At 60.6% G+C, this 16,818-nt stretch carries 15 protein-coding genes and 2 pseudogenes; 6 read left to right on the top strand and 11 right to left on the bottom strand.

Annotated features, from left to right (window positions below; all coding sequences use genetic code 11):
• Positions 1–2,096: 2,096 nt before the first annotated feature.
• The 3 genes from JQK15_RS21100 to JQK15_RS21110 are packed head-to-tail and all read right to left on the bottom strand — an operon-like array spanning position 2,097 to position 3,588.
• The gene (locus JQK15_RS21100) at positions 2,097–2,495 is read right to left on the bottom strand and encodes a metallophosphoesterase family protein (protein WP_251007931.1); all 399 of its coding nucleotides are present in this window, start codon (positions 2,493–2,495) and stop codon (positions 2,097–2,099) included.
• Positions 2,496–2,500: 5 nt separating this feature from the next.
• The gene (locus JQK15_RS21105) at positions 2,501–2,977 is read right to left on the bottom strand and encodes a DUF3429 domain-containing protein (RefSeq protein WP_214867578.1); all 477 of its coding nucleotides are present in this window, start codon (positions 2,975–2,977) and stop codon (positions 2,501–2,503) included.
• Positions 2,974–3,588, bottom strand: coding sequence for a YbhB/YbcL family Raf kinase inhibitor-like protein (locus JQK15_RS21110; protein ID WP_214867580.1), 615 nt, complete (start codon positions 3,586–3,588; stop codon positions 2,974–2,976). The genes JQK15_RS21105 and JQK15_RS21110 overlap by 4 nt, the downstream gene beginning before the upstream one ends.
• 194 nt (positions 3,589–3,782) lie before the next feature.
• Between JQK15_RS21110 and JQK15_RS21115 the strand changes: the two genes are divergently transcribed.
• On the top strand, positions 3,783–4,070 hold the full coding sequence (locus JQK15_RS21115) for a hypothetical protein (protein WP_251007932.1): 288 nt from the start codon (positions 3,783–3,785) through the stop codon (positions 4,068–4,070).
• Between the two features lie 56 nt (positions 4,071–4,126).
• Here the strand turns inward: JQK15_RS21115 and JQK15_RS21120 are convergent, their stop codons facing one another.
• From JQK15_RS21120 to JQK15_RS27025, 8 genes and pseudogenes are all read right to left on the bottom strand, one after another.
• Positions 4,127–4,456 carry a hypothetical protein gene (locus JQK15_RS21120; RefSeq protein ID WP_270093945.1) on the bottom strand — a complete coding sequence of 110 codons (330 nt, stop codon included), beginning with the start codon at positions 4,454–4,456 and terminating at the stop codon, positions 4,127–4,129.
• Complete coding sequence (locus JQK15_RS21125; RefSeq protein WP_214867582.1) at positions 4,453–5,031, bottom strand: alpha-ketoglutarate-dependent dioxygenase AlkB; 579 nt, start codon at positions 5,029–5,031, stop codon at positions 4,453–4,455. The genes JQK15_RS21120 and JQK15_RS21125 overlap by 4 nt, the downstream gene beginning before the upstream one ends.
• 37 nt (positions 5,032–5,068) lie before the next feature.
• Positions 5,069–5,380: a hypothetical protein gene (locus JQK15_RS21130; protein ID WP_214867584.1), complete on the bottom strand. Its 312-nt coding sequence runs from the start codon at positions 5,378–5,380 to the stop codon at positions 5,069–5,071.
• Position 5,381: 1 nt separating this feature from the next.
• Positions 5,382–8,662 (bottom strand): annotated as a pseudogene (locus tag JQK15_RS21135) (error-prone DNA polymerase).
• Positions 8,659–10,209, bottom strand: a complete 1,551-nt coding sequence (locus tag JQK15_RS21140; RefSeq protein WP_251007933.1) for a DUF6504 family protein — start codon at positions 10,207–10,209, stop codon at positions 8,659–8,661. Before JQK15_RS21140 ends, JQK15_RS21135 begins: the two are co-directional and overlap by 4 nt.
• Before the next feature lie 172 nt (positions 10,210–10,381).
• Entirely contained in the window at positions 10,382–11,176 is a 795-nt protein-coding gene (locus JQK15_RS21145; RefSeq protein WP_214867588.1) for an ImuA family protein, read from the bottom strand.
• 447 nt (positions 11,177–11,623) lie between these two features.
• Positions 11,624–12,208, bottom strand: coding sequence for a substrate-binding domain-containing protein (locus tag JQK15_RS21150; RefSeq protein ID WP_251007938.1), 585 nt, complete (start codon positions 12,206–12,208; stop codon positions 11,624–11,626).
• 149 nt (positions 12,209–12,357) lie between these two features.
• Positions 12,358–12,483, bottom strand: a pseudogene (locus JQK15_RS27025) (LysR family transcriptional regulator); the annotation flags it as partial.
• Between the two features lie 253 nt (positions 12,484–12,736).
• Here JQK15_RS27025 and JQK15_RS21155 point away from each other — a divergent pair.
• The 5 genes from JQK15_RS21155 (at position 12,737) to JQK15_RS27530 (ending at position 16,817) form a co-directional block, all read left to right on the top strand.
• Positions 12,737–13,036: an EthD family reductase gene (locus tag JQK15_RS21155; RefSeq protein WP_214867591.1), complete on the top strand. Its 300-nt coding sequence runs from the start codon at positions 12,737–12,739 to the stop codon at positions 13,034–13,036.
• 108 nt (positions 13,037–13,144) lie between these two features.
• Positions 13,145–13,954, top strand: coding sequence for an oxidoreductase (locus tag JQK15_RS21160; protein WP_353047247.1), 810 nt, complete (start codon positions 13,145–13,147; stop codon positions 13,952–13,954).
• A gap of 49 nt (positions 13,955–14,003) precedes the next feature.
• A complete protein-coding gene (locus tag JQK15_RS21165) occupies positions 14,004–14,852 on the top strand; it encodes an alpha/beta fold hydrolase (protein WP_214867593.1) in 849 nt (282 codons plus the stop codon).
• 59 nt (positions 14,853–14,911) lie between these two features.
• Positions 14,912–15,442 carry a VOC family protein gene (locus tag JQK15_RS21170; protein ID WP_214867594.1) on the top strand — a complete coding sequence of 177 codons (531 nt, stop codon included), beginning with the start codon at positions 14,912–14,914 and terminating at the stop codon, positions 15,440–15,442.
• A gap of 997 nt (positions 15,443–16,439) precedes the next feature.
• Complete coding sequence (locus JQK15_RS27530; RefSeq protein ID WP_353047241.1) at positions 16,440–16,817, top strand: CE1 family esterase; 378 nt, start codon at positions 16,440–16,442, stop codon at positions 16,815–16,817.
• Position 16,818: the final 1 nt, after the last annotated feature.

Below are 16,818 nucleotides of genomic sequence, written 5' to 3' on the forward strand. Positions count from 1 at the left end.
GACCGGGCCCACTCGCACACTGGATTGGAAGAATATTCAGCTGACCTAGATATCCAATTTTACGATCGGTTTTGTTCTAAATCTGATAAAATGCCTGATGCAAAACTTGTCCGCGTAATCCAGATGCGGCTGCGTCATCTCTGACGACGACATCGTAGCTCTTCAATCCCCGATCATTGATCCTGATAACCTCGCCGCTGAGTAGCAGGTTATGCTGGACGAACTTTGGCGCCAAAATTGGGATGAGACGAGCGCAAATAGGCGTTGACATTGAGGCACCCCTCTCCCGAGGGTTCTTCACTAATATGAAGGGAGCCGGCGATACGCCGCAGGCGACGGCCTTGCGCGAGGCGTAGATGCGGCATGAGAGCCCAGTAGTTCTCGCCGAATAGGCTCAAGCTCCGCAGCTCAACGTTTTGTGCGCCTTCGACTGCATCACACCAAGCAGGCGAGGCTGGTATCGCGCCCTTGGTTATACGGACCCTATGAGCAACTCCGCTACAAGCCATAATGGTTCGCCCGAACGGCAAAAGGCCAACTTGTTAGCTTCGGCATCGCATCGGACATGAGTGTGTCTTAATATGTCGAGGGCGGATCGCTGGCCGGGAAGCTTTCGTCGCTTGTTTCGTCCTCTTTAGTCCATGCCCGTGGCGGCGTGGCCATATTTTCAGGCCCTGCATCACGCACGCTAGGATAAGGTGGTGAAGCGGGAGTCTTGCTACGGTCCCGGGTAAAATGCCTATATATAGCAAACCCGGCTGCAGCGGCGACGAGCGTTCGGATGAAACCCATAAATCATCTCCTTTGATATGTCCGCAAACGCAGGAAACCTCAGGCAGTTGCAACCAGAATGCTCCGGTTTGACTGCAAAATCCGGTGCTACGTAATCGGCGCTTCAGTCACCGGAATCTATGGTCTCTTCTGACCTCAAAAGGAGTGAACAAGAAGCCGTACAAATTCTGATCAGCACCTATCGAAGTCTGATCCTAAAAAATTCAATTTGGCTTTAGTTTCCACGCTGGCAGTAGCTTGCCACTGCTGCAAGGAGTCGAGTTGGAATGCGCGAAAACATGTCCTCCGACTAGCTATCGTGTCGATCATACAAGCGGCTACCGGAAAACAACTAAGAGCCTTCTTTGATTGGGCCATATAGGTCAAGCATCCTCGATCACATGATCGTTCCCATGGATCATTCGCTTCTCTCCGCGGTCGGCGCAAGGCAGCCGCTAAATCGGGTCATCGAGAGAAAGGCGTCTCAGTCTATTTCGCGAACTTTAGCTGGGCTGAGGTTCCGGACTCTAAGCGAGATCGACTTGCCCTTCGTCCCCATGGGGAACAACGCTACCCGTCTTCTCGGGGGGATCTTGTTAGGGCCTTCAACCGCGTTCCCTCATATTTCACGTTTTCAGCCTGATATGTTGCGGTAGCAGATACGCGCCGAGTTAACTTCAGACGACCACCCACTGCAGGCCGCCTGAAGTTAACCGAGAGGGTCGAAAAACCCTGCATCAAATGATGCAGGGCCAGTCGGGTCGCATGCAAGCCATGGAGACTTGCAAAGGCCTAACCATCCTGGCGATTATTGTTTCCACGAAATAATGACGGGAGCGAAATTTTTTTGAGTTGTTGACCCAAGCATTGCGTTTCTCCCGCCTGTCGAGGTGACCGTGAATGGTCAGGCATGCGTTCAGGTCTCGCAGAGCTAACCAGACCATCGCTGATTCATGCCGATTTGGCTTTCACACTCGCGGTAACGCCGCGCCTCCATGCTGGAATGGTTCCTACCGATCCCGCTGAGCACCAGAAAATGAAGAAAGGTGACGTGCTCCCCTTGTTGTCACAATTGAGAGGTAGAGTCTCGCTCCTTGATGAGCCTGTCCCAGTTCTGCCGCCGGCCAGAACGAGAGCTCCGGCGCTTCATCGGCGCGCTTAACCCCGGCCGATGAAGCAAATTCGGCAGGCGTCATGAACCCTAGGGATGTGTGAGGGGGGGGCTCGTTGAAGTCCGTCGGACTGTAGTTATAGCAGCTTGTCCACTCGAACAGGGGCGTAGTCACGTGCATCCACGCCGACATCGAACTGGCGGGGCATGGGCTTTAGCTGCCATGGCTGTGGCCGTGCAGAGTGATCGATCCCCGATACTGGTCGCTCCAGGACCGAAAGGGATAGTGACATAGGATAAGACTGCGATCATCAACTTTAATTTCGGCGTAATCGGTAACGCTCGCCCAGAAGTCCGCGTTAGCGACGATGGCGGGATCGTTGTTGCCGCGCACGAGATGCTTGATACCGTTCAGGTCGTGGACTTGCTTTAACTGCGCCGCGCCATGTGCGATATCGCCAAGGTGCCAGACGATATCGTCGGGACCGACCACCTCGTTCCAGCGCTTCGAGATATGCGCATCCATTTGCGCGACGAAGGAGAACGGGCGCTTATGGATGTTAATCGTGCGGTGATCACCAAAGTGGGTGTCGGCGGTGAAGAAGATAGCCATGATGGCTACGTCCATGAATGCGCAAGAACGGCGACAAGCCCGACGACGGCAATCATCATCTGGGCAGGCCTTATTCGCGCGAAATGGGCGGGCGCGCTACCAGCCTTCGCAGCGCGAGCGTCTAAGATCGCAACCAAGGCATAGCTCGCAATCAGAACGGCCAATGCGAGGACCGGCAGGTCCGCCCAATGCAAAAGCAGCGCGAGGCCCGCTGGCACGAAGTAGAGCAGCATCGCTGCGATTGCCGCAGAAGTTGGCGCCGCTGGAGCCCCGAACCCAAAGCCGCGCCGAACGCCTGCGACGAATGCGATTATGAGGGCACCCCAGAAGGTAACCATGTCGCGCGCGACGTTTGGCCATGGCGGCGGCATCAGCCAGACGCCGATCGCAGCGGCGAGAAAAGGCATCATCGGTTCATAGCCAAAGATCAGGCTATCGAGCGGCACCTTGTCCTCTTGTTGCGAAGTCGATAATTCTCTCATTGGGGTGCCAGAGAAGTCGAAACCGGCGCGGATGGTGCAGCCTCGCTGCGCCCATAGGTGCCGATCAGGACGCCTGCGCCAAGCACCTTGCCGGTCATCGCCTCCATCAGGGCAGAGCGCCCCGGATCGTCCGCTGTTTCGACAGCCGCGCTCAGCGCGAAGAGCTGAAACACATAATCATGATTGCCATGACCTGTGGGTGGATCGGGCGGCAACCATGCGCGTGCTCCATAGCTGTTGCGGCCCACAAGGGGGGCAAGCGTGCCGTCCTTTGCTATTTCGCCTTCCTTGATGTGGCTCTGATCTGCTGACATGTTCAGGACCAGCGCGTGAACAAGCGGATTGGGAGCAGGAGCATCGGGATCTTCCACAATCAGCGCAAGACTTGAGGTGCCTTCCGGCAGGTTGGCCCATAGCAACGGCGGAGACATGCCTTCGCCGTCAGCGGTGAAGCGGTCGGGCAGGCGGGCTCCAGCTGCGAACGCCGTGCTGGAGAGATCGATCATTGGCATATCCGCACTGATCCCTGCCTTCATGATCGCCAGCTTCTCATGCCCTGCGCGAAAATTGGAGAAGAGCTTTCCCATCCAGGCGGGCACATGTTCGAGCATAATCCATTCCTCTGTTTACGAAGAAGAAGCGTTGCATGGGCAAAGCCGTTCCCTGCCAATGAGAGGCAAACGCGGAGAAAAGGCGCGCCGACGCGTTTTGCCATCCTGCCCGTGTTTTTAGACTTCGAAGCCTCCTCCTTGCGGGAGCCCAGCTATCCGAACGAGGTCGGCTGGGTTTTCGAGGCAAGGCCGAGGTGATCCATCCCATTGCCAGAGAGCGGCTGTGCGAAGAGGGGATGTCGCACGATCTCGTCGCGGCCCGCATGGTCGAAGCGTTCGACGGGCATGACCTTGTGGCGAGCGCCCCTTCCTTGGATGGCAAGTGGCTGAGCGTGCTATTGCGCGCAGTAGCTTTGGCGCGTCATCGCCTGCGCGCGTGGCAGCGATCACCCGACGCGAAAGACTGCCGAGAGCATCATGCTGCGCGCGCTGCCGCCAGAGCACTAGTCGCCACCGTCAGCGACATCAGGGCCGAGGCATAGGCGGGGGCGTCGTCGACCTGGTCTAAAAGACCAGGCGTAAGACAAAAGGTCTGGTGCTATTCTCGGGGCAAGCTCGCATACCACTGCGCATAGGGGCCTGTGCGAGCCATATGGCGGTTGAGGTCCGGCGCGCCATCGTCCCACCAGACCGGGCCGCGTTCGCCAAGCGCCACCTTGGCGCGATCAACCGCTTCATGCGCGGCTGCTTCGGCAGCATGATCGGTTTTGCGCCTGGCTGAACCTACGGCACGACGCGCATCCATCAACTCCTTCACCAGATGTTCGCGTACCTCTGGCTCCAGCGCCGGGTTAGTCGCGCGCCAGAGCCGCCCGCGCACCAGGAAATAACGTCCGTCAGGCGTAATCGGGTAGGAGCGGCTGCTCACGCCAGGCGGCCCTTGCCTGACAGGCTTCGGAAGGTGATCGACCAGCGCGGCACCTCCATGGGTGCGATGCTATGTTCCCAGGCGTGGCGCACTTCGCCTGAAAGATGATAGATCGAGCGTGGCGGCAGGCTGACCTTGGCGCGCTCGAATCCGGCGGCATTCCGACGCCGCAGGCGCAGGATAGCCTCACTGCCAAGCGAGATGCCCACGACATGCTCAAACACCGGCCGGTCTTTGTGCCAGCCGATGCCCGCCCCCGGATCATAGCGGATCAGCAGCGCCTGGACGAGATCGTCTGCTGCAAGGCCTGCGATGCCAGCGGCACGGTCTCGCACATCAAGGAGCCAGTCCGGCATCGGCCTGGCAGGCGCGAAGCGGGCATGTTCGAAGTCGTAGTTCCAGCCATAGGAGTAGGTGAGGCGCTTTCCCGTCCATTGCTGGAAGCGGAAGGGGGTAAGCTCGCTATGGTCGATATGCGCGATGAGCGCAGCTTCCTCAGCCTGGGTCAGCACGCCCTCCCGAAGAGCCAATCCGGAAACGGCAGGTGTGTCGAACAGATCGAACATCGCGCTCATTCAAGCCATCGTGTGGCGTTGGAGGGTACAGTCGGGTTCATGTCGTTCCTGAGGATATAGGGTTGTTGGCTGACGATTGCAGGGGGGCAGTCGATTGCGACAGGCCGCCCCGGGTCCGCACCTGGCGAACGATCCCGTTATAGGCGGCGTGCATGCCCTGGCTGCGGCCAATCTCATGATCCGAGCCTGCCGCATCCCAGAAGGCGACCAACCACTCGTCCGGGCAATGACCGCGCAGCACCCAGAGGGCGAGCGCGACCCCGCGCGTACGCGCCTGGCTCTTCATGGCTGCTGCCTCGCGCAGCACATCGAGCGCACGCGTGATCGCGCCTGCCTGACTTGCGGCCATGTCAATGGAAGTCATGGCTGCGGATGGGCAAAAGCTCATCCTGCGGGGCACGCGTCGCGAATGGCGGCGAGGACAATGTGCGGCCACTGGGGAATGCTGGGTCGCGTGGATCTGGACCACCGCCATGTGAGGCGCCATCGCCCCGGCCCGGTGTAACAGCAAAGTCCATCCGCCCGACCGAGCGCAGCATCGCGTCATGATCAACGATGCGATCGCAGATAATGTGGATCACCTCGCCTTCCTTTTGCAGCCGACCCCGCATGGCAATCATCGACGCCGACATCACCTGGCGGCGATATATTTCGAACCGGTCTGGCCAGAGGATGCCATGTGCGACGCCGGTCTCGTCCTCGATCGTGACGAACAGCACGCCCTTGGCGGAGCCGGGCCGCTGGCGCACGAGGATGACACCTGCCACCTCGATATTGCGCCCATTGCGGACGGAGGGAAGGTCAGCGCAACGCACGATCCGCATTGCGTCGAGCTCGTAGCGCAGGAATTGCAGCGGATGGCCGCGTAGCGACAGCTGGGTCGAGCGATAATCCTCCACCACCTCGCGGCCAGCGGTTATCGGGGTCAGCGCGACATCGGGTTCCTGTACTTCGGGCGAGAAGAGACCGGCGCCGGCATCGGCCGCTGCAAACAAGGGGAGGGGCGCTTCGCCGAGACCCTTCACCTTCCATAGCCCCTGCCGCCGGTCCTGCGCGAGGCAATGGAAGGCGTCAGCTTCGGCCAGCCGCTCGATCGCGGCGCGCGGCACCCTGGCGCGCCGCCAGACATCCTCAACGCTGTCATAGGGCCCCGGACCCCGTGCGGCGACGATGACGGCGCCATGGGCATTGGCTAACCCACGCACGCTCCGGAACCCCAGGCGCACGGCCAGATAGCGTCCGCATGTCTGCTCCAGTGTACAATCCCAATGGCTATGATTGATCGAAACAGGGCGCACCTCGACGCCATGATTGCGCGCATCGCGCACGATCTGCGCAGGCGCGTAAAAGCCCATGGGCTGGGCGTTGAGGAGGGCGGCGCAGAAGACGTCGGGATGATGATATTTCATCCAGCAGGACGCATAGGCTATCTTGGCAAAGGACGCGGCGTGGCTTTCGGGAAAACCGTAGCTGCCGAACCCCTCGATCTGCTTGAAGGTGCGCTCGGCAAATTGCTTGGAATAGCCGTTGGCGATCATCCCGCCGACGAGCTTGTCGTAGAAGTGGCTGACCCCCCCGTCAGCTTGAACGTCGCCATGGCGCGGCGAAGCTGGTCGGCCTCCACCGGCGTGAACCCCGCGCCCACGATCGCGACTTTCATCGCCTGTTCCTGGAAGAGCGGGACGCCCAGCGTCTTTCCCAGAACAGCGCGAAGCTCCGGCTTTGGATATTCGGGCTTCTCCTTGCCCTCGCGGCGGCGCAGATAGGGATGGACCATGTCGCCCTGGATGGGCCCCGGGCGAACGATAGCGACTTGAATGACCAGATCATAGAACTCGCGAGGCTTCATGCGCGGCAGCATCGACATTTGGGCCCGACTCTCGATCTGAAAGGTGCCAAGCGTATCGGCCTTCTGGATCATGCCGAAGACGCAAGGATCATCGTCCTGCAGGTCGGCCATGGTCTTTTTGATGCCTTTGTCCTGTTCGAGCAGGGTAAAGGCGCGGTTCATGCAGCCGAGCATGCCAAGACCCAGCACATCGACCTTCATGAACTTCAAGGCATCGATGTCATCCTTGTCCCATTCGATGATCTGCCGGTCCTCCATGCGCGCCGGCTCGATCGGCACGAGATCATCAAGCCGGTCCTGCGTCAGCACAAAGCCGCCGGGATGCTGGGAAAGGTGACGGGGCGTGCCGATCAGCTGGCGGGCAAGATCAAGGGTGAGCTTGAGGCGATGATCCTTGGCGTTCAAGTTAAGGCTCTCGATCTGCTCTTGCGGGATACCGTCCATCGACCAGCCCCAGACAAGGCCGGTCAGCATCTTGGTAAGGTCGCGGGGCAGGCCAAGCGCCTTGCCGACTTCTGCAACGGCGCCCCGGGTGCGATAGCGGGTGACGACGGCCGTCAGCGCCGAACGGTCGCGGCCATAGCTGTCATAAATCCACTGGATGATTTCCTCGCGCCGCTCATGCTCGAAATCGACATCGATGTCGGGCGGCTCGCGCCGCTCGCCCGAGACGAAGCGCTCGAACAGCAGTTCATGGCTGATGGGATCGATCGAGGTGACCCCTAGCAGATAGCAGACGCAGCTGTTGGCGGCCGAGCCGCGTCCCTGGCAGAGAATGCCGCGTCGCCGGCTTTCCGCAACGATGGAATGCACCGTCAGAAAATAAGGTGCATAATCGAGCTCGGCGATGAGCCTGAGTTCATGGTCGATCTGCTTGCGGTAGCGTTTGGGCACGCCGTGGGGGAATTTCCTGGCTGCCGCCTGCTCTGTAAGCGCTGCCAGTGCCTGCTGCGCGGTGCGGTCCTGCATCAACTGCTCATAAGGATATTGATACTGGATCTCGCCAAGGTCGAATGTGCACTGCGCGGCAATGTCAGCGCTTGCCTGTATGGCGTCGGGAAAAGCGCAAAAGCGGCGTTCCATCTCAGCGGGGGATTTGAGATCCCGGTCCATGAAGCGCTCGCGCCGGAAGCCCAGTTCGTCGATGGTGCAGCGCTCGCGAATCGCGCTCATCACGTCCTGCAGGGGACGGCGCTCCCTACTGTGATAGAGAATGTCGCCGGTCGCGACTGTGCGTACGCCATGTGCATGAGCGAGCGCGTCGAGCCGGTGCAACCGATCCAAATCATCGGGGCGGCGGCGCAGCGACAAGGCGCAGAAGCCGCGCGCCCCGAAAGCTTCATGCAGGTCACGCATCCGGCCCTCAGAAAGGGCATCCGGCATGTCGGGGATGAGGATGGCAATCATATCTTCCGCGTGCCCCGCGACACCGGCCCAATCGAGGATGCAATATCCCTTGCCGCCGCGCGCCTTGCCGATCGAGAGCAATCGCGTCAGCCGCGACCAGGCCGCTCGGGTTCGGGGGTAGAGGAGCAATGCGCGCCCGTCAGTGAGATCGACGCGGCTGCCCGGGATCATGCGGACGCCAGTCGCCTTCTGACCTGCCCAGCCGCGCACGACGCCTGCTACAGAATTGCGGTCAGCCAGACCCATGGCGCTATGCCCCAAAAGTGCCGCCGCCGAGAACAGCTCTTCGGGTGACGATGCGCCGCGCAGGAAAGAGAAGTGGCTGGTGACCTGCAGTTCGACATAGGTGGTCGCAGGGATGACGCCGGCGCTCATCCGAACAGCCCATGCATATGCCAGCTCAAGTCGCCGGTGTCAGGATCGACACCATCACCCCGTCGAAACAGCCAGAAGCGTTCGCCGCTCTGGGCTTCAACACGAAAATAGTCGCGGGTCGCCCATCGCTCGCGGTCCGTGCGCCACCACTCGCCATGAATGCGCTCGGGGCCATCGCCCGCTACCACACGATAATTCTGCCGTCGCCAGGTGAAGCGGCGGGGTGGATGATCGGGCATCAGTGCAACGACATTGGACAAAAGTTCAGGCCGGCGCAGCAATCGAACCGGGCGCTTCCATCGGGGCCAGCCCGTGGGCGTCGCAAGGGGTGCGATGCGCCTGGCGGCTCGTTCAGGCACATCACTTTCATGGGAGGTCAGACGAAACAACGCTGTTTCTCCGGCACGCGCGCTGAGTTGATCGATCAGCGGGGCCAGATCGCGTCCCTTGCGAGATGTTTCCAGCAGCGCGCCGATGACTTCAGCGTCAAGCGGCTCGTGATGGGGCACGGCCAGATGCATCGTCTCGATGCCGAGACCGGGTTCCAATTGCGCAAGCCTAAGGCCGAACATGCGTTTGAGGTGCTTGGCATCCCGCGTTGCGCGCGACGCGCCGACCGTCAGGCGCTGCGGCACGCCATCCACCCGCACCGCTATAAGCAACGCCGTGCGCGCGCCAATCCCGCGCTGGAGGAGCATGATCACAAGATCGTCGACAAGATCGGAAATGACCTGCGTGATGCTTTCGGGCGTTCCGATCGGCTCAAGCAGATGACGTGTCACGACGGGCGCTTGTGACGGCACGACCGGGACGATCGGCTCGGCGAGAAGACCGCGCGCCTGATCCAGCCGCTCGACAGTCTTAAGACCCAGTCGCCGGGCAAGTGGTCCGCGCGGCATCGGATAGAGATCAGCGATGCGGTCCAGGCCGAAACGGTTTGCCGAGACCAGCGCCTCTGGTTCAAGGCGCAGCGCGCAAAGCGGCAGATCGGCAAGCGCCTGCGCTTCCTGACCCGCCTCCAGCAACACCATGTCGCTATTGCCAAACCGCGCCAGCGCATGGGCGGCACCGGGCGTGGCAGCGATTGCTACACGGGCCGTCAGACCGAGGCGTTTGAGAAACGCCAGTAAACGGCGACAGAAACGCTCTTCACCGCCGAAAAGATGGGTGGTGCCGGTGAGGTCAAGCCACAGACCATCCTCGCCCGACACGCTTGCAGTCGGCGTCCAGTGACGAGCGGCATGAAGCGCCAGCCGATCAAGCAGCGCGCGATCTGCGTTAGGATCGGCGTCCTTGACCTCAAGATCGGCCACCAGCGCGCGGGCGTGCGCCGCGACCATACCGGGCCGCAGTCCAAGGTCGAGCGCTACGGGGCAGGCTGCAGTTATGACATCGCGCTGCCCCGTACGCAGAACGAGCACGGTCGGGCGTCCCCAAAGGGTTGCCCAGCTAAGAGCAGGCACGGAAGGCACTCGGCCCACTTCATCGGCAGGCATCGCCCTGAACGGATGCTCGGCATGCTCGCTGCGCCGTCCCATCTCGCGCATGGTCGGTCTTTGATGGGCGGGGAGGGCATCGATGTCGGTTTGATTTGGGCGACCGCTGACAACCTCGTCCCGCGCCCACCGCGCGCCCGGCCGCCATCCGCCACCGCGCGGCACCGAGCAAGCGCCCGGATCATCGTCGATGGTTTGCGCCAAGCGCGGTCTCCGGGCCGCGTCAGGCGGCGCGGCTGATCGCGCCATCCCGCGCATCCGCTCGGCGCGGCGCAGCCGCTCGATCGCGAGATGGGGCAGGAACAGCGAGGCGACCCGTGGCATCGCACGCCTCCAGTTCGAGGGAAAAAGGATCGCCGTTACGTTGACGCACAAGTTCAACCTGCCAGCGTGAGCGACCAACGCCCGGCCAGGGCAGCCGCTCGGACGGCACGCAGCCGATCCGCCAGCGCGTCATGGCGGAGGATGGAGAGGCGAGGGGGCAGCGATCACGCATCCGATGGCGACGGTAGAGCAGCATAGGGGTCTGACCGTCCGAGGCTGCTAGCTGCAGCCGACGTGTTGCAGTCATATCCGCTGTCTTTACTTCCGCGATCACGCACGCGAGCGATCCATCGCGCAGCGCATCTTCTGCTATGGCAAGGACATCCACATCCATCCTGCCCTGCGCATAGAGCAGCTTATCTGGTCCAAGCCCGACCTGCTCCAGTCCCACCGCATAAAGATCCAAGGTCGTCATGGCCCAGCAGACGGTCTGATCGCGATCTGCCGCAAACCGCGCCGCTATACCGGCGAGAAACAGCGTGGCGGCGGCATCGTCACTAAGACTTGCTGCCCTGGCAGCAAACTCGTGGAGACCAGAACCGTCAACGCCGCCGGCGGCCAGCTTTTCATCCATTAGATTAATATCAAACGGCAGGCACGGAGCCGACGTTGCGCGCGTTTGCCCCACCGCTTCGCGCAGCTTTGCAATGGGGCTGACCGCCAGCGAGGCGGAAAGGGGCGAGGTGGAGGGCATCGGAACATCGACTCGTATGTTCCCTTTATGTTCCTATTCGAGCTCAGTTTCGTCAAGGCGACAATTTTCCCGCGATAGCGCTTTCTGGACTTGTCTTCCCGCAATCAGTCAGCATGTGCTGAGTCGCGTGCCATCAGATCAACGCGCTCGCGCCGCGATGAAGCGCCAGTCAGCGACTACGGCAAACCGATGCGGTTTCGCGCGACGGGCGTAAACCTCGCTATCCAATATCGCCCGGAGTTCCGCAAAGCTCGACGAAATGTGCGTGATTTTTTTCGTTCCTCGCGCACTATCTCCATGCGGCGCGGCCCGATATATGCGGTGGCCAGACCCGGCGCTATATGGGTGCGCCCTCTCGCCGCCTTTACGGCGATACCATCCGCGCCATCGCGGTAGCACTGATCCTCGCATTTCTTCAGGAAGCTTCCGTTATTCCCAGGCCGCGCATCATGTGGTCGCGTTGACGAGATGGTCCGATACCGTCGGGATGAAGGCGCGAAGACGCTTAAGTCGCCGAAGGTCCCGGTGATACCCCAACCAAATATCTCGCGCTGGCGGCGGCGTGGGTACTTCAAGCCTGCGGATACCGGCAATCTGCTGGCCGACCACGCGGGGCAGGACAGCGATGCCCACACCTTGCCTGCACATGCGTCCCTGGACGTTGCGGTTGTTTGATCGCAGCATCGGTCTCGCATTGGGGTAACTCTCGATGAGCCAAGCAATGTCAGGGAAATGGCCCGTCGACGTGTCATGGGTGATCAGTCGGAAACCGGTCCCATCGCCATATTTGGGATCAGCCGCCTCATCGGCGATGTAGACGCCATATTCGAGCCTGAAGAGCCGCCGCTGAACGACATCGGCAGTGTCGAACGGAACGATACGAAAAGCGATGTCGGCTTCTCGTTGGGCAAGACTGAATTGGCGCGTACCAGTGAGGATCTCGACGTCGACATTGGGGTAGGATTTTGAGAAATCCGCCAGGATAGGCGGGAGAACATAGGCTCCAAACCAGTCCGCCGACGAGATACGCAGCTGCCCTTGAGATCCTGCTCCTGCCCCGCGAGCCGGCGCTGCATGGCCAGGGCGCCTTCCTCCATCTGCTCAGCAAGCGCAATGATCCCATGGCCCTCTTCGGTCAGAACGAGACCGTCTGCCGTGCGCTGAAAGAGCGTGTGACCGACCGCCTGCTCAAGGGCGCGAAGGCGCCTGCCGACGGTCGGATGGCTTGTCTTCAGAGACCGCGCGGCTCTGCCGAGCGTGCCGGATCGCGCGACGGCAAGAAATATTCTGACGTCACTCCATTCCATCGCGACCGCTCACACAAAATTGAACGGGGATAGTACAGTTATGTCAGTTCCAGAACAAATCTAAACGGCTAGATTGATGGCATTGTTTGGAGGTGCTTCCGTAGCTGGATTTCACCCGCCCAATCAGGGCGGCCGCTTGGATGACCTGGCTGTGGGCCCAAGGGATGCTTATCCGGACTAAAGCGAAGAGATTGCCCGAGCCGCGGCAGCACGCAGCGGCCCGCTCCGATTTTTGCATATGAGGATTTCAAAAATGATCACGATGCTGGTGACCTATGCGGGCGATATACACACGCCGTTCGACCGCGATCATTGGATCAACGTGCATTTCCCACTCGTGCGAGACAGTTGGGGACCCTACGGGCTGGTCAGCGCCGGCGGGTTCTTTCCGCAAGGTGATGGCGCCGGGCTGATTGCGGTTGGCGTCGTCAACTTCCACGATGCAGTTGCCATGGAAGCGGCGCTCAATTCGCCGGAGACTGCCCAGATCATGGCTGACGTGGACATCGTCACCGCCCTCAGACCGCAGCGCAGCCTTGTGAAGTTGCTCTAAGCCGCGTCAATTGCGTCGGCGGCTAATCTCTCCAGGTCTGCGTCGGACACCATGATCAGCGAATACTTTGTCTGAAAATATCGGAGAAAAGTTCTGAAAACGTGGCTTATCACGGGCTGTTCAAGCGGCTTTGGCCAGCGTCTCGCCCTGGCTGCTGCCCATCGCGGCGACCGGGTCATCGCGACGGCGCGCAACGTTAGGACGATTGAGGAAATGGCCAAGCCTTTTTGCGGCCGCATGATCACCTTGCCACTCGACGTGACGGATGCGTCCGCGGCCAAGGCAACGGTCGAAGAGGCGGTCAAGACCTTTGGCGGGTTTGACGTGCTCGTGAACAATGCCGGCTACGCATTGTTCGGCGCGATCGAGGAAGGCACGCCCGAGGAGTATCGGCCGATGTTCGAGGTAAACGTCTTTGGTCTGATCGAAACTACGAGAGCCGCTCTACCCGTCCTGCGACGGTCGGGCGGAACAATCGTCAACATGTCATCTAGTGCCGGCATCGAGGGCCGTGGCGGCGGCGGATATTATCACGCCACCAAGTTCGCCGTGGAAGGGATTTCAGAAGCGCTCGCCAGCGAGCTGGAGCCATTGGGCATTCGCGTGCTGATCGTCGAACCCGGGCCGTTTCGTACCGACTTCCTTGGCCGTTCGATCAGCATGGCGGCCAAACCGATGCCGCAATACGCCGCGACGTCGCGCAAGCAATATCGCGACGCCAACAACGGCAATCAAGCGGGTGATCCCCGCAAGGCGATCGCGGTGATCCTGCAAGCGGTTGACGCGGATGACGCCCCGCTGCATCTCCCGCTCGGCCCGGCCGCCCACGCGATTGCCGAGCGTAAGCTGGCGGCTTTTCGCAGTGATATCGACGCTTGGCGCGAGATCACGATTGCCACCGATTTCGACCGGCCCTGAGCATTGGTCGCACTCAGTTAGAACGCCAACATCTCACTGGAGAGCGATTGTGATCCCGACTCTCAAGGGCTTTGCCCAGCAGCTGGTGCCGGTGAATGGCATCAAAATCAATGCCGTCACTGGAGGCTCAGGGCCGCCGATCCTTCTGCTTCACGGCTGGCCGGAAACATGGTGGGAATGGCACCATGTGATGCCGTTGCTGGCCGAGCATCTGAGCGTAGTGGCCATCGATCTGCGCGGCGCGGGCTTTTCCGACTGTCCGCAAAGCGGCTATGACAAAGCGACGATGGCGCGCGACGCGCACGAAGTCATGGTTGCCCTTGGACATGAGCGCTACGCGGTGTGCGGGCATGACATCGGCGGAATGGTCGCCTTGCCGCAGGCCGCCATCTATCGGCAGGCTGTTACTCAACTGGCCGTTCTCGACGTTCCGCTGCCCGGCTGGACCCGATGGGAGTCGACGACCGCTAGGCTCTGGCACTTTGGCTTCCATATGAACCGGGACCTGCCCGAACGCCTGATCCATGGCCGAGAATATGACTATGTTTCGGCCTTCATGGCAGAGCGGTTTTACGATCATAGCAGCTTCGATCCTGTGGATATCGAGATCTATGCCAAGGCGATGGCGCTTCCCGGCCGCACGCGCGGCGGCATGGAATGGTATCGCTCCCTTGCCGCCGATCATGCAGCTGGCCTCGAGTACAAGAAGCAGCCGCTCGACATCCCGGTGCTGGGCTTGGGTGGAGATCAGCGCTTCGGTGCGCAGATGGTGCCGATGCTCAAAGAGTTTGCCACCAATGTGACGGGCGGTTCGATTACGCGGTGCAGCCATTACGTGGCGGACGAGCGGCCGGATGAGGTCGCAGCTGCCCTGATGACATTTCTTGGGATTGATTGAAACGCCCAGCCCGCGCCGTTGTGGAGCCGGGCGGATCGAACAAACAGAAGGAGACAATAATGCCCGCACCCGTCATTCGCGGCGTCAATCATATTGGCATAACGGTGCCCGACATCGAAGCCGCAAAATCTTTCCTGGTGGAAGCCTTTGGTGGCCAGGTGATCTATCAGTCTTTCGGTCCGCAGGATCCCCCGCGGCAAGGACCCGAATTCGAGCGGGCTGTTGGCGCATTCCCCGGCACGGTCGTACACGCACAGGCGATGATCAAGATCGGGACCGGACCCGATATCGAGCTCTTCGAAATGCACGGTCCCGAGCAAGCCCAACCGATCCGGGCGAGCGACTTTGGCATCACGCACTTCGCTCTTTACACCGATGACATCGAAGCATCGGTCGAACGCTCTGAGAACGCGGGAGGCATACCCCTCACCGCGCCGCGCGCAATTCCCTATGCAACCGAGAAAGGTCCTGGAAACAGGGTCTGCTATTGCCGCATGCCCTGGGGCACGACGGTGGAGTTCATCACCACGCCGGACCGCATGGCCTATCGTGACCAGACCGATCTGCGCAGGTGGCAGGACGATGACTGAGCCGGGCGCAAAAAGGCATTCGCATCAGTCAAGTCACGGCAATTTTGGGGTTGCAGCATTGTACATCTAGCTCGCGCATTCGTTATCAATGACTTTAAGGCGAATGTACGCGGTGGGCGCGAGCTGCCCTTTGGGATGGTTCTCTTGCGCGACGGTTTTGACCCAAGACCTGGCGCTCGCTTCTGGCAGCAGGCGACCAGATTACGAAGCTGCGGCGTCCTCACTCGGATCTCTTATACTGGCAAAAGCAGCCGTTGGCGGGCCTGGAGCTCCGATTGGAACTGAGCTCGTTGACGCCATGGTGCCAATCGACCGCCTGGTCGCAAAGGGCGCAACATGCGTGGCGATCTAGGAGGTCCTGCGCGGCTTCTCTAGCCTTAAAGCATGACATTGCCTGCCCTGCTGACCTGGAACGACATTCCCACCCCTCTTCCCGAGATATTCCCTGAGGGCTCCGCAAACCGCGAGCGTTCAGTCTGAAAAAATCGCCGCCAAAACCAGCTTCGTGATGGTCTAAGCCGGCGTGCTCGTGTGCAAAGGTGGTGCCGGCGGAGGCGGCTACCAGCTGGTGACGTTCGCCAAGGGCGAGACCAGGCGCATAGGAAGCGGGCCGAGGATCGACATTTCAAAGGCGGTCATCAAGGTCTTCGCCCCGAAATTTCTGGTCATCTCAACCCTGCGTTTCAGCGGGCGCAGAATCCTGGTTGAGCAGGGCGGAGAGGTCAGGCGCTATCGACTGACAGCGCAAAATTCATGGATGCCGGGGTGCTGGCCGGCCTGACGCTTCGGTCGTATCCCTCTTTATCTATCCACATGGCATGGGTGAGGATCAGCAGCATAAAGCGCTGCAAAATGTTTAACCTGGCCCCGTCCTAGCAAGCGCGACAATAGACAGGATCATCTTGCAAGCCGGCTAGGCAATTCCATATTGTGCAGTGCAGCATAAATGGACCGTAAACGTCTGACATATGATCGTTGCAGCACAGGAGATTTTCGCGTGACCCGATTATCCGCTACAATCGCCCGCTTGGCAGCCATGCGAGCCCGCCACACGACCCAAGCTAGCGCCAGTGGTCCCGGCCGGCTGGCGGACCTCGATGTCTTTGGGACAAACCCCGGGGCGTTGAGCGCCAAAATCTATGTCCCCCAGAAGGTTGCCGAAAAACCCGCGCTGGTCGTAGTGCTTCATGGTTGCACGCAAAATGCCGAGGGCTATGATCGCGGCTCCGGCTGGTCGCAATTGGCCGATGAGCAAGGTTTCCTGCTGCTTTTTCCAGAACAGCAGCGCGCAAACAATCCTAATCTATGTTTTAACTGGTTCTCTCCGCCGACAACGGTCGTGACCGAGGCGAGGCGCTGTCCATTCATCAGATGAT

This window comes from Sphingobium sp. BHU LFT2, from assembly GCF_018604485.1.
GTDB lineage: Bacteria > Pseudomonadota > Alphaproteobacteria > Sphingomonadales > Sphingomonadaceae > Sphingobium > Sphingobium yanoikuyae_A.

Coding starts and splice junctions, on each gene's coding strand:
- JQK15_RS21100 (WP_251007931.1), bottom strand. CDS start 2,495: ATGGCTATCTTCTTCACCGCCGACACCCACTTTGGTGATCACCGCACG.
- JQK15_RS21105 (WP_214867578.1), bottom strand. CDS start 2,977: ATGAGAGAATTATCGACTTCGCAACAAGAGGACAAGGTGCCGCTCGAT.
- JQK15_RS21110 (WP_214867580.1), bottom strand. CDS start 3,588: ATGCTCGAACATGTGCCCGCCTGGATGGGAAAGCTCTTCTCCAATTTT.
- JQK15_RS21125 (WP_214867582.1), bottom strand. CDS start 5,031: ATGAGCGCGATGTTCGATCTGTTCGACACACCTGCCGTTTCCGGATTG.
- JQK15_RS21130 (WP_214867584.1), bottom strand. CDS start 5,380: ATGGCCGCAAGTCAGGCAGGCGCGATCACGCGTGCGCTCGATGTGCTG.
- JQK15_RS21140 (WP_251007933.1), bottom strand. CDS start 10,209: ATGCGCGAGATGGGACGGCGCAGCGAGCATGCCGAGCATCCGTTCAGG.
- JQK15_RS21145 (WP_214867588.1), bottom strand. CDS start 11,176: ATGCCCTCCACCTCGCCCCTTTCCGCCTCGCTGGCGGTCAGCCCCATT.
- JQK15_RS21155 (WP_214867591.1), top strand. CDS start 12,737: ATGATCACGATGCTGGTGACCTATGCGGGCGATATACACACGCCGTTC.
- JQK15_RS21170 (WP_214867594.1), top strand. CDS start 14,912: ATGCCCGCACCCGTCATTCGCGGCGTCAATCATATTGGCATAACGGTG.